At 62.3% G+C, this 22,044-nt stretch carries 19 protein-coding genes; 11 read left to right on the top strand and 8 right to left on the bottom strand.

Features of this window, described 5'->3' with window-relative positions:
• Positions 1–167: 167 nt before the first annotated feature.
• The 5 genes from dnaQ to ACVNHC_RS21675 all read right to left on the bottom strand — a co-directional run bounded on the left by dnaQ (position 168) and on the right by ACVNHC_RS21675 (position 4,021).
• Entirely contained in the window at positions 168–890 is a 723-nt protein-coding gene (gene dnaQ, locus ACVNHC_RS21655; RefSeq protein WP_457169408.1) for a DNA polymerase III subunit epsilon, read from the bottom strand.
• 132 nt (positions 891–1,022) lie between these two features.
• Positions 1,023–1,610, bottom strand: a complete 588-nt coding sequence (gene coaE, locus ACVNHC_RS21660; protein WP_457169410.1) for a dephospho-CoA kinase — start codon at positions 1,608–1,610, stop codon at positions 1,023–1,025.
• Positions 1,607–2,449 (bottom strand): shikimate dehydrogenase, encoded by an 843-nt coding sequence (locus ACVNHC_RS21665; RefSeq protein WP_457169412.1) that lies wholly within the window; start codon positions 2,447–2,449, stop codon positions 1,607–1,609. The genes coaE and ACVNHC_RS21665 overlap by 4 nt, the downstream gene beginning before the upstream one ends.
• Positions 2,446–3,039, bottom strand: a complete 594-nt coding sequence (locus tag ACVNHC_RS21670; protein ID WP_457169414.1) for a Maf family protein — start codon at positions 3,037–3,039, stop codon at positions 2,446–2,448. Before ACVNHC_RS21670 ends, ACVNHC_RS21665 begins: the two co-directional genes overlap by 4 nt.
• Positions 3,040–3,172: 133 nt before the next feature.
• A complete protein-coding gene (locus ACVNHC_RS21675) occupies positions 3,173–4,021 on the bottom strand; it encodes a pyruvate, water dikinase regulatory protein (protein ID WP_081625996.1) in 849 nt (282 codons plus the stop codon).
• Positions 4,022–4,454: 433 nt separating this feature from the next.
• Here ACVNHC_RS21675 and hemE point away from each other — a divergent pair, with 433 nt between their 5' ends.
• The 9 genes from hemE to ACVNHC_RS21720 all read left to right on the top strand — a co-directional run bounded on the left by hemE (position 4,455) and on the right by ACVNHC_RS21720 (position 14,625).
• On the top strand, positions 4,455–5,483 hold the full coding sequence (hemE, locus tag ACVNHC_RS21680; protein WP_457169416.1) for a uroporphyrinogen decarboxylase: 1,029 nt from the start codon (positions 4,455–4,457) through the stop codon (positions 5,481–5,483).
• A gap of 10 nt (positions 5,484–5,493) precedes the next feature.
• Positions 5,494–5,922, top strand: a complete 429-nt coding sequence (hemJ, locus tag ACVNHC_RS21685) for a protoporphyrinogen oxidase HemJ (protein WP_457169418.1) — start codon at positions 5,494–5,496, stop codon at positions 5,920–5,922.
• A gap of 280 nt (positions 5,923–6,202) precedes the next feature.
• Positions 6,203–7,468, top strand: coding sequence for a transcription termination factor Rho (gene rho, locus ACVNHC_RS21690; protein WP_026355666.1), 1,266 nt, complete (start codon positions 6,203–6,205; stop codon positions 7,466–7,468).
• A 109-nt stretch (positions 7,469–7,577) separates the two neighbouring features.
• Positions 7,578–8,153 carry a GNAT family N-acetyltransferase gene (locus tag ACVNHC_RS21695; RefSeq protein ID WP_457169420.1) on the top strand — a complete coding sequence of 192 codons (576 nt, stop codon included), beginning with the start codon at positions 7,578–7,580 and terminating at the stop codon, positions 8,151–8,153.
• Positions 8,154–8,484: 331 nt separating this feature from the next.
• Positions 8,485–9,837 (top strand): tRNA uridine-5-carboxymethylaminomethyl(34) synthesis GTPase MnmE, encoded by a 1,353-nt coding sequence (gene mnmE, locus ACVNHC_RS21700; RefSeq protein ID WP_457169422.1) that lies wholly within the window; start codon positions 8,485–8,487, stop codon positions 9,835–9,837.
• A gap of 352 nt (positions 9,838–10,189) precedes the next feature.
• Positions 10,190–12,070, top strand: a complete 1,881-nt coding sequence (gene mnmG / locus ACVNHC_RS21705) for a tRNA uridine-5-carboxymethylaminomethyl(34) synthesis enzyme MnmG (protein ID WP_457169424.1) — start codon at positions 10,190–10,192, stop codon at positions 12,068–12,070.
• Between the two features lie 13 nt (positions 12,071–12,083).
• Entirely contained in the window at positions 12,084–12,770 is a 687-nt protein-coding gene (rsmG, locus tag ACVNHC_RS21710; RefSeq protein ID WP_058900585.1) for a 16S rRNA (guanine(527)-N(7))-methyltransferase RsmG, read from the top strand.
• The gene (locus tag ACVNHC_RS21715; RefSeq protein WP_019964314.1) at positions 12,767–13,591 is read left to right on the top strand and encodes a ParA family protein; all 825 of its coding nucleotides are present in this window, start codon (positions 12,767–12,769) and stop codon (positions 13,589–13,591) included. Before rsmG ends, ACVNHC_RS21715 begins: the two co-directional genes overlap by 4 nt.
• A 110-nt stretch (positions 13,592–13,701) precedes the next feature.
• Complete coding sequence (locus tag ACVNHC_RS21720; protein ID WP_123195507.1) at positions 13,702–14,625, top strand: ParB/RepB/Spo0J family partition protein; 924 nt, start codon at positions 13,702–13,704, stop codon at positions 14,623–14,625.
• A 70-nt stretch (positions 14,626–14,695) separates the two neighbouring features.
• Here ACVNHC_RS21720 and holA read toward each other — a convergent pair whose 3' ends face one another.
• From holA to leuS, 3 genes are read right to left on the bottom strand one after another with little or no spacing between them, the layout of a single operon-like run.
• Entirely contained in the window at positions 14,696–15,739 is a 1,044-nt protein-coding gene (gene holA, locus ACVNHC_RS21725; protein WP_457169427.1) for a DNA polymerase III subunit delta, read from the bottom strand.
• Positions 15,740–15,751: 12 nt separating this feature from the next.
• Positions 15,752–16,315, bottom strand: a complete 564-nt coding sequence (gene lptE / locus ACVNHC_RS21730) for an LPS assembly lipoprotein LptE (protein ID WP_058898428.1) — start codon at positions 16,313–16,315, stop codon at positions 15,752–15,754.
• Positions 16,302–18,908, bottom strand: coding sequence for a leucine--tRNA ligase (leuS, locus tag ACVNHC_RS21735; protein WP_457169430.1), 2,607 nt, complete (start codon positions 18,906–18,908; stop codon positions 16,302–16,304). Before leuS ends, lptE begins: the two co-directional genes overlap by 14 nt.
• A gap of 329 nt (positions 18,909–19,237) precedes the next feature.
• Between leuS and ACVNHC_RS21740 the strand changes: the two genes are divergently transcribed.
• Both ACVNHC_RS21740 and acs read left to right on the top strand, forming a co-directional pair.
• The gene (locus ACVNHC_RS21740) at positions 19,238–19,906 is read left to right on the top strand and encodes a YggS family pyridoxal phosphate-dependent enzyme (protein ID WP_094462552.1); all 669 of its coding nucleotides are present in this window, start codon (positions 19,238–19,240) and stop codon (positions 19,904–19,906) included.
• A gap of 177 nt (positions 19,907–20,083) precedes the next feature.
• Positions 20,084–22,021, top strand: coding sequence for an acetate--CoA ligase (gene acs / locus ACVNHC_RS21745; RefSeq protein ID WP_058898430.1), 1,938 nt, complete (start codon positions 20,084–20,086; stop codon positions 22,019–22,021).
• Positions 22,022–22,044 lie beyond the last annotated feature (23 nt).

Raw genomic sequence — 22,044 nt, forward strand, 5'->3', positions numbered from 1 at the left:
ATTCCCTTGCCGCACACGCACAGGAACATGAAATGCGGCGCGAAGGAAAACGTTTATTTTTCAAAGGCCTGACTTGCCGTTGGCGTCACGGTATGGATGCCATGATCAAGTCATGGCATGACGGAGAAAGGGGGAGACGCCTGCGCAAGGCACAGCTCTCCAGCCCCTTATTCCCCCGCAGGCTCGTATTTTTTCCAGAGGGCGCTGTCCCCCATTTTAGAGATAAAAGTCGCGTGGGCGGCCTTTTCTTCCTCCGTCAGCCGTGGTGCCAGCGGCTGGGGCCGGGGGCGGGCGGGGGCTGCCACCAGCGGGCCGCCGGTCTCTTGCGATGCACCGCCGGACTTGCGTTCCGCCTCATCCATGAGCCCCAGCGCCGTCTGGCGGCCGCCGAGCAGCTCCAGATAGACCTCCGCCAGCAGCTCACTGTCGAGAAGCGCGCCGTGCTTGGTGCGGCGGGAATTGTCGATGCCGAAACGCGAGCACAGCGCATCCAGCGAATAGGGGCCGGAGGAAAACTTCCGCCGCGCCATGGCCAGCGTATCAAGCACCTGGTTCTGCGGGATCGGCGGTCGGCCGAGCCGCCCCAGCTCCATGTTGATGAAGCCCATGTCGAACGAGGCGTTGTGGATCACCAGCGTCGCGTCGCCGACAAAGGCAAGGAAGTCATCCGCAACTTCCGCAAACTTCGGCTTGTCCGAAAGGAACTCGGTGGAGAGGCCGTGAACGGCGAAGGCGCCCTCCGGCACATCCCGTTCCGGGTTGATGTAGACGTGGAAGGTGCGGCCAGTGGCGACGTGGTTGATCAGCTCCACGCCGCCAATTTCCACCAGCCGGTCGCCGCTGCGCGGGTCAAGGCCCGTGGTTTCGGTATCGAAGGCAATCTCGCGCATGGCTGTCTGTCATCCTGATGCACCGGCGTCCGCCAGTATTCCGGGGCGAGTGTGGGAACGGACGGGGCAGGACGCAAGGCTTTCCTTGGCTTTTCCCCGGCCGCTTGGCCGTTTGCCCTCGGGCTTTTCCGCTCAGGCTTTGCCGGAAAGCGCGCGGATGACAGAACGGACCGCCCGGCGCGCCGGGTCCAGGCCGGAACCGGTCTCAATGATGAAATGCGCCCTTCGGCGCTTGTCCGCATCCGGCATCTGGCGGGCGAGGATGGCATCGAGCCGCTGCACCGTCATGCCGGGACGGGCGAGGGCCCGCTCGCGCTGAACCTCTGCCGGCGCAGACACGACCACCACCGCATCCATCCGCCTTTCGCCGCCGGTCTCGAACAGCAGCGGAATATCCAGCAGCACCATGCGGCGGCCTTCCGCCCTTGCCCTGGCGAGAAAGTCTGCTTCGGCCTCATGCACCAGCGGATGGATGATGGCTTCCAGCCTTGCGATGGCCTCCGGCTTACCCAGCACCGCTTCGCCCAGGCGCGTGCGGTCCACCTTGCCATCCGCCGTGGTGCCGGGAAAGGCGGCCTCGATCAGCGGCACGGCGCGCCCGGCGTAGAGCGCATGCACGGCGGCATCGGCGTCATGCACCGGCACGCCGGCCTCGGCGAACATCTTCGCGGTGGCCGACTTGCCCATGGCGATGGACCCGGTGAGGCCAAGGCGGATCATTCCGTCACACCCAGATCTTTGAGGATGAGGCTGCGCAGCTCCGCATCCACCTCCGGCCGGATGCCGAACCAGCGCTCGAAGCCATAGACCGCCTGATGCAGCAGCATGCCGAGACCATCCACCGTGGGATTGCCCCGCTCGGAAGCTGCCTTCAGCAGATCCGTCTGCAGCGGCGAGTAGACCGCGTCCGTCACCAATGCCGTACGGGGCAGGGGTGCAAGATCGATTTCCAGCGGCGGCTTGCCGGTCATGCCCAGTGACGTGGTGTTGACGAGAACAGACGCTTGTTCAAGGACTGTCCCCAGCTTGTCCCAGCCATGAGCCACAACAGCGGAGCCGAAATGATCCGCCAGAAGCCTGGCTTTTTCCTCGGTTCTGTTGACAACATGGATTTCAGAGAAGCCACGCGATAGCAGCGCCCAGATGACCGCGCGGGCCGCGCCGCCTGCGCCCAGAACCACCGCAGTGCCCCCGGCCTTGTCCCAGCCCGGGGCCCACTGGTCGAGATTGCCCAGAAAGCCGAGCCCGTCGGTGTTGGCGCCCATCAGGCGGCCGTCTTCCAGCCAGAGCGTGTTGACGGCGCCCATGGCCTCGGCAGCAGGGTCCAGCCAGTCGCAAAGCCCGGCCACCAGTTCCTTGTGCGGCACGGTGACATTGGCGCCGGTGAGGCCAGCGGCGGCAAGATCCCGGTAGAAGGCTTCGGCTCCTTCAGGCTCGACGCCCACCCGGATATACTCCCCCTCAAGCCCGTGCTTCTTCAGCCAGTAGCCGTGAACGAGGGGCGAACGGGAATGGGTGACGGGCCAGCCGGTGATGGCGGCGCGGCGGATGGCAGTCATGGATGGATTTCTCCCTTCTCCCGCAGGAATCCAAGAAGGGGCAGCAGCGGCAGCCCGAGAATGGTGAAATAATCGCCCTCGATCCGCTCGAACAACCGGATGCCAAGGCCTTCCAGCTGATAGCAGCCGACGCTCGACAGGGCCGCAGATCCGGCTATCGCCAGATAGGCATCAAGCTCCGCATCGCTCAAGGCGCGCATCTGCAGGCGGGCGGTGGAAATATGGCTCCAGAGCACCTCCCCACCTTTCGCCACAACCACGGACGAATGCAGCTCGTGCGTCTTGCCGGCGAGCAGCGCCAGCTGGGCGCGGGCGGCGGCAAGATCAGCGGGTTTGGTGAAGCGGGTATTCCCGAGCCCCAGCACCTGATCAGCGCCGATCACAAGATCACCAGGGCGGCGCAGCGCCACATCCAGCGCCTTGGCCTTGCCGAGAACAAGGGCGATTTCCTGCGGTTCAGCGCCCGCCTCCAGCAGCGGGCGCTCGATCTCGCGCTCGTCCACGCCTGCCGGATCGACGGCAAAATCAAGCCCGGCATTGCGCAGAAGTGTCGCGCGGATGCTGCTGCCGCTGGCCAGAACAAGGGTCATATGGGGAATTCCTCCAGGCTTTCCGTCTTGATCTTGGCGTTTGTCAGGGAGAAGTGGGCACCGGTTTTCCCGAAAAGACAAACGAAAACAATGAAACCAGCCTCGGTCAGGCCGGGATTGAACCTGACTGACGCTAGAAGCCGCCGGCTTCCCGGGCGGTTTGACGATGGCCCCGGAACAGCTCCATGATCTCGGCTGCAGTCTCTTCAATGGAGCGGCGCGTCACATCAATCAAGGGCCAGCCCTGTTCGACGCAAAGCCGGCGGGTCGCGGCAATCTCGCGGGCGATCTCCCGCCGGTCCACATAAGTGTCACCGTAACCATCGGCATTCAGAGACAAAACCCGGTTCTGGCGTATCTGCTGGATCCGCTCGGGCGAAGCGATGAGGCCGACGACCAGCGGATAGCGGAGGCCGAGAAGCTGGTCCGGCAGGGGAATGCCGGGAACAATCGGCACGTTGGCGCATTTGATTCCACGGTTGGCGAGATAGATGCAGGTGGGTGTCTTGGAAGTGCGCGAAATGCCGACAAGAACGATATCGGCCTCTTCCAGCTTTCCGGCGATCTGCCCGTCGTCATGCATCATGGTGTAGTTCAGCGCGTCGATCCGCTTGAAATATTCGGCATCCAGCGCGTGCTGGCCGCCGATGCGCCGGGTCAGTGGCACATTGAGATAGGCCTGGAAGACGGCAAAGACCGGATCGAGGATGTTGACGAAAGGCACGCCGATTTCGCGGCAGAACCGTTCCAGACGGCCGGAAATCTCCGGATCAACGAGGGTATAGAGCACGATCCCCGGCGCAGACTCGATCTGGGCCGTCACCCGGTCCAGTTGCTTGTGGCTGCGCACCAGCGGATAGAGATGTTCGATGGACTGCACATCGTCATACTGGACCGTCGCCGCCCGGGCGACCGTCATCAGCGTTTCGCCGGTCGAATCGGACACGAGATGGAGGTGAAAGTAGTGTGTCGACTTTCCCACAACAAAACCTCACCGCTGTTGACGGGCGGGGACAAGTCACCCTTGTTGCCCTTGGGGGCCAAAACTTATGCCCGCTGGCTCTGTCTTCTTAACAGAGCGTAAATTTCCGGCAACCGGCGCCGAAACGGTTTCCCGCACATGTGGATTAACATGGGCCTGACTCGTTGCTGACAGGTTATCCACTCATGCCCAATTCCTTAAGAGATCCTTAAAAAATGGGCATGTCTCTGATTTCATTCAGGTAACAGGTTCTGTACAATTTTAATAAAATCTGTTGTCCAGAAACTGCGGCGTTTTCTCCCGGCGCGAAAATGACCTGAACCGATTGTGGACAACGAATGATCCCGGTAATCCACTCACAAGAATAAGAAACAGATTCAAATCAATCAGAGACTCCCTTTATAGGGGCCTGCCTGGGATAAAGGACAAAGCCATGAAGTCATCCGACCGTGCCGTCATGAGGGTGCTCGCAGGCGAACGCCTGTGGCCGCCTCCCATCTGGATGATGCGGCAGGCTGGACGCTATCTGCCGGAGTACCGGGAGGTCAGGGCAAAGGCGAAGAACTTCCTCGATTTCTGCTACAATCCGGATCTGGCAACCGAAGTCACGCTTCAGCCGATCCGCCGCTATGGCTTTGATGCATCGATCCTGTTCTCGGACATCTTCGTCGTTCCCGATGCCATTGGCTATCCGGTTCGCTTTGAAGAGGGACGTGGTCCTGTGCTTGAGCCCTTGAGCGAAGCGATCCTTGATACGCTGGACCAGTCACGGGCAGACAAGCACCTCGATCCGGTGATTGAGACCGTAACGCGGCTGCGCCGCGAGCTCCCTGAGGAGACAACGCTTCTCGGCTTCTGCGGTGCCCCATGGACCGTTGCCTGCTACTCAGTCGCCGGACATACGACACAGGACCAGACGGCAGCGCGCGTGGGTGCCTATCGCAATCCGGCCCTGATGCAGCGGTTCATCGATCAGCTGGTGACCGCTTCGATCCGCTATCTCATCCGCCAGCTCGATGCAGGCGCTGATGCAGTCCAGATTTTTGACACCTGGGCCGGGGTTCTGGATGAGGAAGGCTTCCGCAGGTGGTCTATCGAGCCCACCAGAGCAATTGTCGAGGGTGTGAAGGGTGCGAGGCCGGGCGCACGCATCATCGGCTTCCCGAAGGCCTCCTCGGCCCGTCTGGAGGCATATGTAGCCGGCACGGGCGTAGATGCGGTGGGTCTGGACTGGACTGCACCCGATCCTGTGGCGCAAGCGATCCAGAAAAAGGTCCCGGTGCAAGGCAATCTGGATCCGATGCGGCTGGTGGCCGGCGGCGCCGCGCTTGATGAGGGCATCGCCCACGTTCTGAAGGCGCTGGGGCAGGGGCCGCTGATCTTCAATCTCGGCCATGGCGTAACACCTGAAACCGATCCGGCGCATGTGGCGCGGATGGTCGAACGCGTCCGTCAGGGCTGAGGAGGATAAGATGGATCTCTATCTCTGGCTCAAGTCGCTGCATGTCATCTCGATCATCGCCTGGATGGCCGGGATGCTCTATCTGCCGCGGCTCTTCGTCTATCACTGCAGCGCCGAACCGGGCTCGGCGCAGTCGGAAACCTTCAAGGTGATGGAACGCCGGCTGCTGAAGGCGATCATCAACCCGGCGATGATCGCCTCCTGGATCTTCGGCCTGTGGCTTGCCTATGAAATCAATGCCTTCAGGGACGGCTGGTTCCACGCCAAGCTGACGCTGGTTCTGCTGATGAGCGGTGCGCATGGATATCTGGCAGGACGGGTGAAGGTATTTGCACGCGACGAGAACACAAAGCCTGCGAAGTTCTACCGGATCCTCAATGAAGGGCCGACGGTTCTGATGATCCTTATCGTCATTCTTGTGATTGGTAAGCCATTCTGACATGTCCGCGCCGTTCTGACGCAGCGGATACAATCGATTTGACCGGCCCCGCGAGAACAGAAGGCTCTTGCGGGGTTTCGTTTTAAGAGTTATGGTCCGCGTCAACTTCACGTAAGGTGTGCCGAGGCTCAAATCCCGGATACACCACTGCCGAAGCAAAGCCGGTTATCCCCTCGACCGGTCTTCCGTGACAGCTTCCACTTCTGTTTCCGTTTTCCCATTCCAGAACCAGAAGCGTCTTTTCACATACCCACCCTCCAACAGAGATTGATCCCTATTGATGCGGGAAATGAAACTCAAAGACCTCAAAGAGAAGACACCCACCGAGCTGCTGGCCTTCGCCGAAGAGCTCGAAGTCGAGAACGCCAGCACAATGCGCAAGCAGGAGCTGATGTTCGCCATCCTCAAGCGGCTTGCAGCCCAGGATGTTGAGATCATCGGCGAAGGTGTTGTTGAAGTACTCCAGGACGGCTTCGGTTTTCTCCGTTCGCCCGACGCAAATTATCTGCCGGGCCCCGACGACATTTATGTTTCCCCCTCGCAGATCCGGCGCTTCTCGCTTCGCACCGGCGATACGGTCGAAGGCCAGATCCGCAGCCCCAAAGAGGGTGAGCGCTATTTCGCGCTTCTCAAGGTCAACACGATCAATTTTGAAGATCCGGAAAAGACCCGCCACAAGGTGCATTTCGACAATCTGACGCCGCTCTATCCCGATGAGCGCTTCAAGATGGAAGTCGCCGACGCGGCCACCAAGGATCTGTCCTCCCGCATCATCGATCTCGTGGCACCGCTCGGCAAAGGCCAGCGTGCCCTGATCACCGCGCCGCCGCGCACCGGCAAGACGGTGTTCCTGCAGAACATCGCCAAGTCCATCACCACGAACCACCCCGAGTGCTATCTCATCGTTCTCCTGATCGATGAGCGTCCCGAAGAAGTGACGGACATGCAGCGCACCGTGAAGGGCGAAGTGGTGTCCTCCACCTTCGACGAGCCCGCCGTCCGCCACGTGCAGGTGGCCGAAATGGTCATCGAGAAGGCCAAGCGCCTGGTGGAACATGGCCGCGACGTGGTCATTCTCCTCGACTCGATCACCCGCCTTGGCCGCGCCTACAACACCGTCGTGCCGTCCTCCGGCAAGGTGCTGACCGGTGGTGTGGACGCCAACGCCCTGCAGCGCCCGAAGCGCTTCTTCGGTGCAGCGCGTAACATCGAAGAGGGCGGTTCGCTCACCATCATCGCCACCGCGCTAATCGACACCGGCAGCCGCATGGACGAAGTGATCTTCGAAGAGTTCAAGGGCACGGGTAACTCCGAAATCATCCTGGACCGCAAGATCTCCGACAAGCGCGTTTATCCGGCGATCGACATCCAGCGGTCCGGCACCCGCAAGGAAGAGCTGCTGGTGCCGCCGGAGCGTCTCAAGAAGACCTTCGTCCTGCGCCGTATTCTCAACCCGATGGGGACGGTCGATGCGGTCGAGTTCCTGCTCGACAAGCTGAAGCAGACCAAGTCGAACGACGATTTCTTCGACAGCATGAACACCTGATCCGATTCGGATACGGTTCATTCAAACCCCCGGTTGGCAACGGCCGGGGGTTTTTGTTTGAGCCTATGGATTCGGTTTCGTATCAATCAGTTTCGGGAAGGAGACAGCCATGATCATCGAAACGGAACGGCTGGTGTTGCGGCCCTGGCGGGATGAGGATCTTGAACCCTTTGCCGCGCTCTGCGGCGACCCGCAGGTTATGCGCTATTTTCTCAAGACGTTGACTCTTGAGGAGACCGCAACCCTGATCGCCCGAACGAGGGAGAAGGAAGCCGCAGATGGCTTCTGCTTCCGGCCGGTGGAGCGCAAGGAGGATGGTGCTTTCATCGGAATGGTTGGTCTGTCGCGTCCGCAGTTTCCAGCGCCGGTGCCGTTCATGCCCTGTGTCGAGATCGGCTGGCGTCTCGTCCGCCATGCCTGGGGGCAGGGCTATGCCAGCGAGGCGGCGGGAGGCTGGCTTCGATTCGGTTTTGAAACGCTTCAGCTGAACGAGATCGTGGCCTTCACCACCGTGACGAATACGCCATCGCGCAAGGTGATGCAGCGGCTGGGCATGAGCCATGATCTGGCTGATGACTTCGATCATCCGTCCGTACCAGAGGACCATCCGCTTCTGCCGCATGTGCTCTACCGGTTTTCACGGGAGAACTGGAAGGCCTTTGGAGCGGAACATGTTTCACGTTGATTCACGTGAAACATGCCGGGGAATGTCTGGAGAAAATGAATCGAGTCCGTATTGAAGGTCGTCAAACCCATCGTCGTCGTCCCGGACGAGAGCGAAGCGAAGATCCGGGACCGGTGAACCAAGGCCCTTCGGCGAATATTCACAGCCAGCCAACAGGCACCCCGGCTCACCGGTCCTGGCTCAAGGCCGGGATGACGATGGAGGGGATGAAGTGCATTTGATCCCGCTCATTTGAATCGGATGCGGATTGGTTGGGCGGTTCCCCCTTTGCAGGGAAGGGCGAAGCAGGTATGGGCCTTGGCATGGATTTTCAGCTGCCAAGGCTTCCCTCATGCAGGACACCATCTTTGCCCTTTCCAGCGGTGCGCTCCCTTCCGGCGTTGCCGTCATCCGGTTGAGCGGCCCGTCGGCCTTTGAGGCTCTTGGCTCTCTGTGCAGTTCCATGCTGCAGCCGCGTCAGGCAGCGCTGAGGGTGCTGCGGGACCCACAGACACAGGAGCCGCTGGATCAGGCGCTGGTGCTGACCTTTCCCGGTCCGGCCAGCTTCACCGGTGAGGATGTTGCCGAGCTTCAGTGCCACGGGGGCCGCGCAGTGGTGGCAGCTGTTCTGAAGGCGCTGGCAGAGCTGCCCGGCATGCGGCCTGCCGAACCCGGTGAGTTCACCCGCCGCGCCTTCGAGAAGGGCAGGCTGGATCTCACCGAAGTGGAAGGCCTTGCCGATCTTATCGCTGCCGAGACCGAGGCGCAGCGGCGGCAGGCGTTCCGGCAGATGGATGGAGCGCTGGGGCGGCTCTATGAGGGCTGGCGCAAGCGGCTCGTTCATATGCGGGCGATGATCGAGGCAGACTTCGATTTTGCCGATGAAGAGGATGTGCCTGGCAGTGTGGCAGACACGGTCTGGGGTGAGGCCGCAGTCCTGAAGGGCGAAGTGGCAGACCATTTGAATCGGTCCCGTTCCGGTGAGCGGCTGCGCGATGGTCTGCTGGTGGTCCTGATGGGGGCGCCGAATGCCGGCAAGTCGAGCCTCCTGAATGCCATCGCCGGACGGGAGGTGGCCATCGTCACCGAAGAGGCCGGCACGACACGGGATGTCATTGAGGTGCACCTCGACCTTGATGGTTATCCGGTGACGCTCGCCGATACCGCCGGCTTGCGCAGCGGGGCAGGGCGGGTGGAGCAGGAGGGCATCCGCCGGGCAACCGAGAAGGGCCGGGCAGCAGACCTGATCCTCTGGGCGGTGGAGCCGGGTGGTCCTCTGCCGGAGGATGAAGGGCAAGGGCTGCCGGAGGCGATCCGCACTGAATCGGTTCCGGTCTGGATCGTCTCCACCAAGGCTGATCTTGAGACTCTTGCGAAACGAGACTCTTCCGGAACGATGCAGGAGTTTCCTGTATCTGTAACCAAAGGCACCGGCCTTGATGACCTGTTCAAGGCCCTTGGACGTTTTGCTTCTGATACGTTCGGAAGCGGTGAGGCGGCACTCGCGACCCGCGAACGGCACCGGCATTATCTCACTGATTGCCTGGCCGCCCTGCAGGATGCGGTGAGCCGGGATCATCTTCCGGCCGAACTCCGGGCTGAAGACCTGCGCCGGGCCGCTGATGCGCTGGGGAAGATCACCGGCCGGATCGATGTGGAAGATCTGCTGGATGTGATTTTTCGGGAATTCTGCATCGGCAAGTGAGGCGAGGTGTTTCACGTGAATCCGGTTCGGCTCCGGTTTCGATGAATGGATCTGCCTGTTTCACGTGAATCATCTCTCCTCCGGAATGTGCCTTGAGGGTGTTTCACGTGAATCATATCTGAGCCGTGATGGATGTTTCACGTGAATCCGTTCCGGCCTCGCTGGTGTGATTCACGTGAAATAGCTTTGACCCCTGGCAGGTGATTTCCGTATAAGGAAGCCAGTTTGGCCGGTCTGTTTTCTGGTGGCTCCTTGTGAGGGGTCTCGGGTGCCGGCTGTGATGTGATTTTCTTTTGTCTGGTGATCGACGCTGGCGGGCGCAGTCATGTGCCCGTCCGGGATCGGGATTTGAATGGCGATGGATCAGTCTCTGACCTTTGATGTGGTTGTGATCGGCGGCGGGCATGCGGGCTGTGAGGCGGCTGCGGCTGCCGCGCGCATGGGTGCGCGCACGGCGCTGGTGACACACAAGTTCGAAACCATCGGTGTCATGTCCTGCAATCCGGCGATTGGCGGCCTCGGCAAGGGGCATCTCGTCCGTGAGATTGACGCGCTGGATGGTCTGATGGGACGGGTTGCCGACAGGGCAGGGATCCAGTTCCGGCTGCTGAACCGGCGCAAGGGGCCTGCGGTGCGAGGCCCCCGGGCTCAGGCAGACCGCAAGCTCTACCGGGCGGCGATGCAGGAAGAGATCCGCGCGATCCCGAACCTGACGGTCGTCGAAGGCGAGGCGCATGGCCTCGAGACTACGGATGGCCGGGTCTCGGCGGTGACGCTGGCGGATGGCCGGTGGATCATTTGTGGCGCGGTGGTCCTGACGACCGGCACCTTCCTGCGCGGGCTCATTCATATCGGTGACCGTAAGATCCCGGCAGGCCGGGTGGGTGAGCAGCCCGCGATGGGCCTTTCGGCATCGCTGGAAGCCATCGGCTTTGCGCTCGGCCGCCTGAAGACAGGTACGCCCGCTCGCCTCGATGGCCGGACCATTGACTGGGCGCGGCTGGAGGAACAGCCGGGTGATGACGAGCCGGTGCCGTTCTCGACGCTGACAACGGCGATCACTACGCCGCAGGTGCCGTGCCATATCACCCGCACCACGGAAGAGACGCATCGCATCATCCGCGAGAACCTTCACCGCTCGGCCATGTACTCTGGCGAGATCAAGGGCAGGGGGCCGCGCTACTGTCCGTCCATCGAGGACAAGATCGTCCGCTTCGGTGACCGCGACGGGCATCAGATTTTCCTGGAGCCGGAAGGGCTGGATGATCACACCATCTATCCGAACGGCATTTCCACCTCGCTGCCGGAAGATGCCCAGCATGCGTTCCTGCGCAGCATCCCCGGTCTTGAAAAGGTCGAGGTGCTGCAGATCGGTTATGCCATCGAATATGATCACGTCGATCCGCGCGAGCTGAAGACGACGCTGGAGGCCAAGCGCTGCAAGGGGCTGTTCCTGGCCGGTCAGATCAATGGCACCACCGGCTATGAAGAGGCAGGCGCGCAAGGCCTACTCGCCGGTCTCAATGCCGCGCTTGTGGCATCGGGCGGCTCGCGCGATTTCGTGGTGGACCGGGGGCAGGGCTATATCGGCGTGATGGTCGATGACCTGGTCACCCGCGGCATCACCGAGCCCTACCGCATGTTCACCTCGCGGGCGGAATACCGTTTGTCCCTGCGTGCCGACAATGCGGACCAGCGGCTGACGCCGGCCGGTCTGGATCTGGGCTGCATCGGCAGTGACCGGCGTGAGGCCTTTGACGCAAAGCTCGGTAAGCTTGAGGCGGCCCGTGAGCTGATGCAGGGTTTGACGGTGACCCCATCGCAAGCGGCAAGGCATGGCTTGCCGGTCAACCAGGACGGGGTGCGCCGCAGTGCCTTCGATCTGCTGGCCTATCCGGACATGACCATTGACCGGCTCTTCGGTGTGTGGCCGGAGCTGGCAGGCGTAGAACCTGCCATTGCCGAACAGGTGGCGACGGATGCGCTCTACTCGGTCTATCTCGACCGGCAGGCTTCTGACATTGCCGCTCTGCGCCGGGATGAGGCGCTGGCCATTCCGGAGGACTTTGATTTCTCCGCTCTCGCCGGTCTGTCGAATGAAGTCCGGCAGAAGCTGGAACTGGTGCGGCCCGGTACAATGGGGCAGGCGGCGCGCATGGATGGCATGACGCCTGCCGCGCTGACGCTGCTTCTGTCTCAAGTGAAGCGGCATGAACGCCGCGGCGCCGCCTGAAGGACCTGTGGATATGGCTGTGAAGAACCTGAGGGATGGCCCCCAGATCCTGCAAGAGTTTCTGTCTGTTTCACGTGAAACTGAGGAGAGGCTGAAGATCTATGTGGATCTTGTGCTGCGCTGGCAGCCGGCCCAGAACCTGATTGCGCCTTCGACCATTCCGGAGATCTGGCGGCGGCACGTGGCGGACAGCCTGCAGCCGCATCTGTGCCGGCCGCAGGCAAGGCGCTGGGTGGATCTTGGCAGCGGGGCAGGCTTCCCCGGTATCGTCACGGCCATCCTCCTGGCCGATGTGCCGGAGGCCCATGTCTATTTCGTCGAGAGCAATCAGCGCAAGGCAGCCTTCCTGCGCACGGCGCTGCGCGAGACCGGTTCGAAAGGCACGGTGATGCCGGAGCGGATCGAATCGGTGGCGCAACAATGGCCCCATGGCAAGGTGGATGCAGTTTCCGCCCGGGCGCTGGCTTCTCTGGCCGAGCTTCTGGACTATTCCCATCCCTTCCTCGCGGAGGGAGCTGTGGCTGTTTTCCACAAAGGGCGCGATTTTCAGCGGGAGATTGATGAAGCGTCTCACGCCTGGAGTTTTGATCTGGTAGAACGGACCAGTCTCATTGATCCCGAGAGCCGCATGCTGACCCTCTCCAGCGTGTCGCCCCGATCCAACGAGGCCGGTTCCATCAAGGAAGGATCCCATAGATGAGCAGGCTTCCTGAATTGCCGCGCGTGCTGGCTTTGGCCAATCAGAAGGGCGGTGTGGGCAAGACCACGACTGCCATCAACCTTGGCACCGCGCTGGCTGCCATTGGCGAACGCGTTCTGGTGATCGATCTCGATCCGCAGGGTAACGCTTCCACCGGTCTTGGCATTGACCGGCGCGACCGGAATCTCTCGACCTATGACGTGCTCTGCGGCGATTGTTCGCTGGAAGAGGCGGTGAAGGAAACCGCTGTGCCGCGCCTCTGGGTCGCGCCGTCCACCATGGACCTTCTCGGCCTAGAGCTGGAAATCGCTTCCAGCGCCGACCGGGCCTACCGGCTGCGCAAGGCCATCGAGCGGTTTGCAACGTCGGCGCTGTTTGCGGAGCTGAAGTTCACCTATGTGCTGGTGGACTGCCCGCCCTCGCTGAACCTGCTGACGATCAACGCCCTGTCGGCGTCGCACTCCATTCTGGTGCCGCTGCAGTGCGAGTTCTTCGCTCTGGAAGGTCTGTCGCAGCTGCTGTCCACGGTGGAGCAGGTGCGCAATGCGCTGAACAACGAGCTGACCATCCATGGCATCGTCCTGACCATGTATGACAGCCGCAACAACCTCTCCAGCCAGGTGGTGGCGGATGTGCGCGAGACGATGGGGGATGCGGTCTATGAGACCATCATCCCGCGCAACGTGCGTATCTCGGAAGCCCCGTCCTATGGCAAGCCGGCGCTGCTTTATGATCTGAAATGCGCAGGCAGCCAGGCCTATCTGCGGCTGGCGTCCGAGATCATCCAGCGCGAGCGGGAGCTGCGGAAAGTGGCAGCCTGAGGCTGACGGCACAGGCTTGAAAGTTTCATGGAACGCGGAGCAAAGCCCCTGTGAGGGCAGGGCCCGCGTTCTTTCATTCGTATGATGTGACGCGCAAGCGGAGAAGACCAATGGCGGAAGAAGGCGGACGCAACAAGCGGCTGGGACGCGGGCTGGCAGCCCTGATCGGTGATGCGGGCATTACCACGGCTGCAGAACCGGCGGCACAGAGCGCGGACAAGGCGCCGCCGCGGGACTCGCGCAAGGTGCCGGTCGAATTCCTTGAGCCGAACCCGCGCAACCCGCGCAAGACCTTCGTGGAGAAGGATCTGACGGAACTGACCGACTCCATCCGGGAGAAGGGCATCATCCAGCCGATCCTCGTGCGCCCGGCGGCGGGCAAGCCGGACCATTTCGAGATCATCGCCGGTGAACGCCGCTGGCGGGCGGCGCAGCGCGCAGGCCTGCATGAAGTGCCGGTGATCATCCGCGACATCACCGATCAGGAAGCGCTGGAACTGGCGATCATCGAGAACGTGCAGCGCGCGGATCTCAACCCGATCGAAGAGGCGCTCGGCTATGAGCAGCTGACGGCCGAGTTCAACTACAGCCAGGGCGAACTTGCCAAGCTCATCGGCAAGAGCCGCAGCCACGTGGCCAACACCCTGCGCCTGCTGAAGCTGCCCAATGCGGTGAAGGATTATCTGTCCGAAGGCCTGATTACCGCCGGCCATGCCCGGGCGCTGATCACGCTGGAGGATCCTTCGGCTCTGGCCGAGCTGATCGTGGAGAAGGGCCTGTCCGTCCGTGACGCGGAGAAGCTGGCGCAGGACCCGGAAATCCTCTCCAAGCTCTCCGGCCCCAAGGACCCGGTGACCCGGGCCGAAAAGGACGCAGACACCCGTGCCCTTGAAAAGCGGCTGACCGATACGCTGGGCCTCAAGGTCGCCATCGGCCACAAGCCGGGCAAGGATGCGGGCGAGCTGAAGATCAAATATGCCTCGCTGGAGCAGCTGGATGAGCTGTGCCGCAAGCTGGGTATCGAGACGCGTTAACGTGCGTTAACGAAATCGAATCGGAAGCGGTCCGGATGTAAATCCGGACCGTTTTGCGTATAGGGGAAGATCAGCGGCGCGAGGCGCTGCGGGCGCGGGCGACGCGGGCGAGGGTCAGTAGCGTTTCGGACAGAACCGGCATGCCGATCCGGTCATTCAGGCGGGCGGTGCGCATGGTTTCTGCAAGCCGTGTCATGGCCCGTTCCAGATCGGGCGCGGCCCAGATGGACAGCTGGCGGGTGAGGGCGGCCTTGCGCTTGAAGAACACCGGCGGCTTGACGTTCTCGATGATAGTGGCGGCCTGTCCGCCGGAATCCACGTCTGCCCGCAGCCGGTGCAGCCACTGGAAGTGGCCGAGCACCTGACCGGCGATGACGGAGGCATTGCTGCCCGCCGCCTCCAGCCGTTCAAGGCCGTGATCAAGGGCGGCAAGGTCGCCGCCTGCAGCCGCATCAATCAGCTCCGATAGCTCGAAGGACGAGGCATCGCCGATGATGGCTTCGATGTCGTCCGTCTCGATACGGCCCTTGCCGAGGGCATAGAGGCACAGCTTGCGCAGCTCGCCCCGGCTGGCCATCCGGTCGCCGCCCAGAAGCCCGTGCAGGCTCTGGCGGGCCTCGCGGCTGATGGTAAGCCCGGCAAGGCGGGTTTCCTCGTCTATGAGCGCTTCCAGGTCACGGGCGGTGTCGGCATAGCAGGGAATGGCAACAGCGCGCTTGTCGGCCTCGAAAAGCTTGCGCAGGCCCGTTCCCTTCTTGAGGTCGCCGGCTTCGATGACGACCACGGCCGGGCAATCCGTGAGGGCAAGGACCGGCGTGACGGCCGGAGACAGGTTCTTGCCGCCGCCATCCTTGACCCAGATGGTGCGTTTGCCGCCGAAAAGGGGAATGGTCAGGGCCTCGTCGATCAGACGATTCGGGTCTGAAACGATGTCACCGGCATCGATCTTGGCGAGGCTGAAGGGATCGTTGTTGCCGTCGCTGACGGCGGCCACAAGGGCCTGGGCCCGCTCGGACACCAGGCCCGTGTCAGGGCCATAGATGAGGATCGCGTGGACGCTGGCCGGAGGCTTGGCGACAAACCTGTCAATGTCACCGGCTTTGAGCGCGACCACGGAAACCTGTCCTTACTTGCGCGTGGCGAAATAGCCGGCAAGACGTGCCGTCATGTCCTGTGCCACCTGCTTGGCCACACGCTCTTCCGCATCCCGCTGGGCGCGCAGGTTGGCAAAACGCTGGCTGGAGAAGTCATAGGAGGCGCTGGCAAAGGACTTGCCGGTCATCAGCGTGCGCTGTGTAGCCCTTTCATAGAGCACGAAGGTGACATTCATCGTCATCGTATAGGAGGCCGGGACATCGGCCAGCTGCTCGACGCCAATGGACGTGGAGCTGACATTGCCGACGAGTCTCAGGTCATATTTCTTTTCTGCCGTTGAATTGCCTCGCTCGAAGTTGAACATCAGCTCCGTCAGAAGCACCCGCCTCGTATTGGGACCGAGCGTATCGATCGTGTCGATCCGGATGGCTGCCAGGTCATTCTGCACATGGGACGCCGTTGAGGCATCACCGGGTGTCAGGCTGCCATAGAGCGGGCGCACCTGGCAGCCGCCCAGAAGGGCGGCGCCGGCAACGAGCAGGGCAAGGGTCAGTTTGGTGCCGCCAGTGCGGCCAGAGGCGTTAGGCAACGACATTCACGATCCTTTGCGGCACCACGATGATCTTGCGGGGCGGGCGCCCTTCGAGCGCCTTCTGGACGAAATCCTGGGCCAGAGTAGCTGCTTCGACCACCTCGTTGGAAGCGTCTCGTGCAACGGTGATCTCGCCCTTCTTCTTGCCGTTGATCTGGATCGGCAGGACGATGCTGTCTTCGACGAGCAGGCTTTCGTCCACGGCCGGCCAGCTGGCCTCGGCAACGAGGCCGGTGTGGCCCAGTTCCTTCCAGCATTCCTCGGCCAGATGCGGCATCATCGGGGCCATCATCATCACGAGGCATTCGGCTGCTTCGCGCGCTGACCAGGACACGTCCTCGAAGGTCAGTCCGCCATGCACCGTCTTGCCGATCTGGTTGACCAGCTCATAGATGCGGGCGACGGCCCGGTTGAAGGACAGGGTCTCGATGTCCTTCGACACCGCTGCCAGCGTCTTGTGCGTGGCGCGGCGCAGTTCCAGCGCGCCATCGCTGAACTCCGGTGCCGTGCTGCTGCGGGCCGGGGTGGCGGCGATCTCGCCCACGAGGCGCCAGACGCGCTGGACGAAACGCCAGGCACCCTGAACGCCTTCCTCGGTCCAGATCACGTCACGCTCGGGGGGCGAATCCGACAGCATGAACCAGCGGGCCGTATCGGCGCCGTAGGTTTCGATGATGTCGGTCGGGTCCACCGTGTTCTTCTTCGACTTCGACATCTTTTCGATGGAGCCGATGGTGACCGGAGCGCCGGTGGCAACTTCCACGGCGCTGCGCTCAGTGCCTTCCACAAAGCGGATCTCGGCCGGGCTCAGCCACTTGCCTTCCGCGCTCTTATAGGTTTCGTGCGTCACCATGCCTTGCGTGAAGAGGCCCTTGAACGGCTCCTTCAGATCAAGCGCGCCGACCTTCTGCATCGCGCGCGTGAAGAAGCGCGAATAGAGCAGGTGCAGGATCGCATGCTCGATGCCGCCGATATACTGGTCCACGGGCAGCCAGCCGTTGGCGGCAGCCGGATCGGTCGGCTGATCGCACTGCGGGGCGGTGAAGCGGGCGAAATACCAGGAGCTGTCCACGAAGGTGTCCATCGTGTCGGTTTCGCGCCGGGCCGGCTTGCCGCATTTCGGGCAGCTGCAGTCACGCCAGGTGGGGTGGCGGTCCAGCGGGTTGCCCGGCTTGTCGAAGTTGATGTCGTCCGGCAGCTTGACCGGCAGGTTCGCATCATTCTCCGGCACCACGCCGCAGTCATCGCAGTGGATCACCGGGATCGGGCAGCCCCAGTAGCGCTGGCGCGAGATGCCCCAGTCGCGCAGGCGGTAGTTCACCTGACGGGCAGCCTGAGGCGCGCCATCGATCTCGACGGCTTCCAGCTTCTTCGCCACCGTGTCCTTGGCGTCCGCAATGCTGAGGCCGTCGAGGAAACCGGAATTGAAGATGGTGCCGTCATCCGTATAGGCCACATCGGCGACGGTGAAGCTGGCCGCATCCGCATCCTTCGGCAGCACCACGGGGCGCACCGGCAGGCCATACTTGCGGGCAAAGTCAAGGTCGCGCTGATCGTGAGCCGGGCAGGCGAAGATGGCGCCGGTGCCGTAGTCCATCAGGATGAAGTTGGCGATATAGACCGGCAGCTCGATGGACGCATCCAGCGGATGCTTGACGCGCAGGCCCGTGTCGATGCCCTTCTTCTCCGCCGTTTCAATGGCCTCGGCCGAGGTGCCGATGCGGCGGCATTCCTCGATGAAGGCTGCAATCTGCGGATTGGTTTCGGCAAGCTTTGCAGAAACCGGATGATCCGGTGACAGGCCCATGAAGGACGCGCCGAACAGGGTGTCCGGACGGGTGGTGAAGATTTCGAGGGTCTTGTCACCGGTCGGAGCAGGCGTTGTGAACTCGAAGCGGACGCGCAGGCCTTCCGACTTGCCGATCCAGTTCTTCTGCATCAGCCGGACCTTTTCCGGCCAGCGGTCGAGCGTGTCGATCGCTTCCAGCAGATCCTCGGAATAATCGGTGATCTTGAAGAACCACTGGGTCAGTTCGCGCTGCTCGACCAAGGCACCGGAGCGCCAGCCGCGGCCGTCGATCACCTGCTCGTTGGCCAGTACGGTCATGTCGACCGGGTCCCAGTTGACTTTGGACTTTTTGCGGTAGACGAGACCGGCCTCAAGGAACTTCAGGAACAGGCGCTGCTGCTGGGTGTAATATTCCACGTCGCAGGTGGCGAACTCGCGGCTCCAGTCCAGCGACAGGCCCATGATCTTGAGCTGGCCGCGCATGAAGGCGATGTTTTCGTAGGTCCAGTCCTTGGGATGGACGTTGTTCTGCATGGCGGCGTTTTCGGCCGGCATGCCGAAGGCGTCCCAGCCCATCGGGTGCAGAACGTTGAAGCCTCTGGCGCGCTTGTAGCGGGCCACAACGTCGCCCATGGCATAGTTGCGCACATGGCCCATGTGGATGCGGCCGGACGGATAGGGGAACATCTCCAGCACGTAGTACTTCTCGCGCGGATCGTCGTTGGACGTCTTGAACACGTCCTTCTCATCCCAGAGCTTCTGCCAGCGCGCTTCCACTTCGCGCGCGTTATAGCGTTCCGTTGCCATCAATTCCGCCGTTTCAACCCCTGCGCCTCAAGGCGCATGAACCAAGAACCCGCGCGCGGTCAGCGCGCAAACCGTAAATTCGCGCGCGGGAGAGCGCGCAAACCAGATGTCTGCGCGCCGGGAGGCGGCGCACAAACCAAAAACATGTCTGCGGGACTGTCACCAGAAATTCCCTCATGGGTCAACACGGTTGGCAGGAAAAGCGGCTTATTTCGCAGGCGCGTCAGGCCATGGCCCGGCTCAACTCTTGAAACCGGCCTTGCCCGCGCCCTATACCATGGCCGGATTGGCATTCTTCGGCCCGTTTCCCTTGCGATCAGGATCATGACATGGCTCACAGCGCCGCCGCCCAGCTCAACGATGTGCTCTCCGGTATCCGCGAGGCGGAGGCCGCGCATGGCCGGGAGGCAGGCAGCGTCTGCCTTGTGGCCGTGTCCAAGACCTTCGAGGCGGAAGATATCCGCCCGGTGCTGGACGCAGGCCAGCGCGTCTTCGGCGAAAACCGGGTGCAGGAAGCCATGGGCAAGTGGCCGCAGCTGCGGACGGACTATCCCGGCATCGAACTGCATCTCATCGGTCCGCTGCAGTCCAACAAGGCGAAGGAGGCGGTTGCCACCTTCGACGTGATCCACACCATCGACCGGGAGAAGATCGCCCGGGCGCTGAAGGCCGAAATGACGGCGCAGGGCAGGGACCTGCCGTGTTTCATTCAGGTCAACACCGGGGAGGAGCCGCAGAAGGCCGGCATCGCGCCGAAGGAGACGGATGACTTCATCCGTTTGTGCCGGGAAGAGATCGGCCTCAACGTGATTGGCCTGATGTGTATCCCGCCCGTCGATGAGGCGCCCGGTCCGCATTTCGCGCTGCTGGAAAAGATCGCCCGCCGCAATGGGTTGACGCAGCTTTCCATGGGCATGTCGTCCGACTATGAGATTGCTGTTTCCTTCGGCGCCACCCATGTGCGCGTCGGTTCGGCCATCTTTGGAGGCAGAGGTTAAACGGATCCTGCCGCAGCAATCCCGGCATTATGTAGCAGTTTCGGCACAAGTCACGGCAGACTCTACGAAAGTTCGAGCGATCCCGTATAGACCTGCCTGCATCCCGGCAGCATAATGCGCCCGGAATGCGGGCTGCCGCCAAGAGCATGCCCGCCTGTTTCATCCTGGGAGGAAGGCATGTCGGATAACGTTTTTCCGGTTCCGGCCGAAGTCGCATCGCGTGCGCTCGCCGATAACGCCAAATATCTGGAAATGTACCGGAAATCGGTTGATGATCCTGCAGGCTTCTGGGGGGAGCACGGCAAGCGCATCGACTGGATCAAGCCCTTCAGCAAGGTCAAGAACACCTCTTACGACCCGCACAATGTCTCGATCAAATGGTTCGAGGACGGCACGCTGAACGTCTCGGCCAACTGCATCGACCGGCATCTGGAGACGCGCGGCGATCAGCCGGCGATCATCTGGGAAGGTGATGATCCGGCGGACCACAAGATCATCACCTACAAGGACCTGCACCGCGAGGTCTGCACCTTCGCCAATGTGCTGCTGGCCCATGGGGTGAAGAAGGGCGACCGGGTGACCATCTATCTGCCGATGATCCCGGAAGCGGCCTATGCGATGCTGGCCTGCGCCCGCATTGGCGCGGTCCACTCCATCGTCTTTGGCGGCTTCTCGCCGGACAGCCTGGCGCAGCGCATTGCCGACTGCAAGTCCACCTGCCTGATTACGGCCGATGAAGGCCTGCGCGGCGGCCGCACCGTGCCGCTGAAGCTCAATGCCGACCGGGCGGCCGACAAGGCGCCAGTGGATACGATGATCGTGGTGAAGCGCACGGGCGGCGCCGTTGCCATGACCGGTGGCCGCGATGTCTGGTATCACGAGGAAGCGGCCAAGGTTTCTGCCGAAAACACCCCGGCGGAGATGAATGCGGAAGATCCGCTGTTCATTCTCTACACCTCAGGCTCCACCGGCAGCCCCAAGGGCGTGCTGCACACCAGCGGCGGCTATCTCGTCTATGCTTCGATGACGCATCAGTATGTCTTCGACTATCACGAAGGTGACATCTACTGGTGCACGGCGGATGTGGGCTGGGTCACCGGCCACAGCTACATCGTCTATGGTCCGCTCGCCAATGGCGCGACGACGCTGATGTTCGAGGGCATTCCGACCTATCCGAACGCAGGCCGTTTCTGGGACGTGGTGGACAAGCACAAGGTCAACATCTTCTACACTGCGCCGACGGCGATCCGCTCCCTCATGGGGGCAGGGGACGAGCATGTCACCCGTACTTCGCGCGAAAGCCTGCGCCTGCTGGGCTCGGTCGGCGAGCCGATCAATCCGGAAGCCTGGATGTGGTATTACAACGTGGTCGGAGACAAGCGCTGCCCGATCGTCGACACCTGGTGGCAGACGGAAACCGGCGGCATTCTGATCACGCCGCTGCCGGGCGCAACGCCGCTGAAGCCGGGTTCGGCGACGCGGCCCTTCTTCGGCGTGCAGCCGGCGGTGGTCGATGCGGAAGGCAACATTCTGGACGGGGCGACGGAGGGCAATCTCGTCATCCTCGACAGCTGGCCCGGCCAGATGCGCACGGTCTATGGTGACCATGAGCGTTTCGTGCAGACCTACTTCTCCACCTACAAGGGCATGTATTTCACCGGGGATGGCTGCCGCCGCGATGCGGATGGCTATTACTGGATCACGGGGCGCGTCGATGACGTGATCAATGTCTCCGGCCACCGGATGGGTACCGCCGAGGTGGAAAGCGCGCTGGTGGCCCATCCCAAGGTCTCTGAGGCGGCTGTCGTCGGCTATCCGCACGACATCAAGGGGCAGGGCATCTATGCCTATGTCACGCTGATGGCGGGCGAGGAACCCAGCGAGGCGCTGCGCAAGGAACTTGTGGCGCATGTGCGCAAGGAAATCGGCCCTATTGCCTCGCCCGACCTCATCCAGTTTGCCCCCGGCTTGCCGAAGACCCGCTCCGGCAAGATCATGCGCCGCATTCTGCGCAAGATCGCCGAGGACAGCTTCGAGAACCTGGGCGACACGTCCACCCTCGCCGATCCGGCAGTGGTGGATGACCTGATCGAGAACCGCCAGAACCGGGCCTGATCCCCTCCGGTGGACTCGATCCC

The organism is Pannonibacter sp. Q-1, assembly GCF_054073275.1.

Bases quoted from the DNA above. Each gene is read 5' to 3' on its own strand.
- dnaQ (WP_457169408.1), bottom strand. From the start codon at position 890: ATGCGCGAGATTGCCTTCGATACCGAAACCACGGGCCTTGACCCGCGC.
- coaE (WP_457169410.1), bottom strand. From the start codon at position 1,610: ATGATCCGCCTTGGCCTCACCGGGTCCATCGCCATGGGCAAGTCGGCC.
- ACVNHC_RS21665 (WP_457169412.1), bottom strand. From the start codon at position 2,449: ATGACTGCCATCCGCCGCGCCGCCATCACCGGCTGGCCCGTCACCCAT.
- ACVNHC_RS21670 (WP_457169414.1), bottom strand. From the start codon at position 3,039: ATGACCCTTGTTCTGGCCAGCGGCAGCAGCATCCGCGCGACACTTCTG.
- hemE (WP_457169416.1), top strand. From the start codon at position 4,455: ATGAAGTCATCCGACCGTGCCGTCATGAGGGTGCTCGCAGGCGAACGC.
- hemJ (WP_457169418.1), top strand. From the start codon at position 5,494: ATGGATCTCTATCTCTGGCTCAAGTCGCTGCATGTCATCTCGATCATC.
- rho (WP_026355666.1), top strand. From the start codon at position 6,203: ATGCGGGAAATGAAACTCAAAGACCTCAAAGAGAAGACACCCACCGAG.
- ACVNHC_RS21695 (WP_457169420.1), top strand. From the start codon at position 7,578: ATGATCATCGAAACGGAACGGCTGGTGTTGCGGCCCTGGCGGGATGAG.
- mnmE (WP_457169422.1), top strand. From the start codon at position 8,485: ATGCAGGACACCATCTTTGCCCTTTCCAGCGGTGCGCTCCCTTCCGGC.
- mnmG (WP_457169424.1), top strand. From the start codon at position 10,190: ATGGCGATGGATCAGTCTCTGACCTTTGATGTGGTTGTGATCGGCGGC.
- rsmG (WP_058900585.1), top strand. From the start codon at position 12,084: ATGGCTGTGAAGAACCTGAGGGATGGCCCCCAGATCCTGCAAGAGTTT.
- ACVNHC_RS21715 (WP_019964314.1), top strand. From the start codon at position 12,767: ATGAGCAGGCTTCCTGAATTGCCGCGCGTGCTGGCTTTGGCCAATCAG.
- ACVNHC_RS21720 (WP_123195507.1), top strand. From the start codon at position 13,702: ATGGCGGAAGAAGGCGGACGCAACAAGCGGCTGGGACGCGGGCTGGCA.
- lptE (WP_058898428.1), bottom strand. From the start codon at position 16,315: ATGTCGTTGCCTAACGCCTCTGGCCGCACTGGCGGCACCAAACTGACC.
- leuS (WP_457169430.1), bottom strand. From the start codon at position 18,908: ATGGCAACGGAACGCTATAACGCGCGCGAAGTGGAAGCGCGCTGGCAG.
- ACVNHC_RS21740 (WP_094462552.1), top strand. From the start codon at position 19,238: ATGGCTCACAGCGCCGCCGCCCAGCTCAACGATGTGCTCTCCGGTATC.
- acs (WP_058898430.1), top strand. From the start codon at position 20,084: ATGTCGGATAACGTTTTTCCGGTTCCGGCCGAAGTCGCATCGCGTGCG.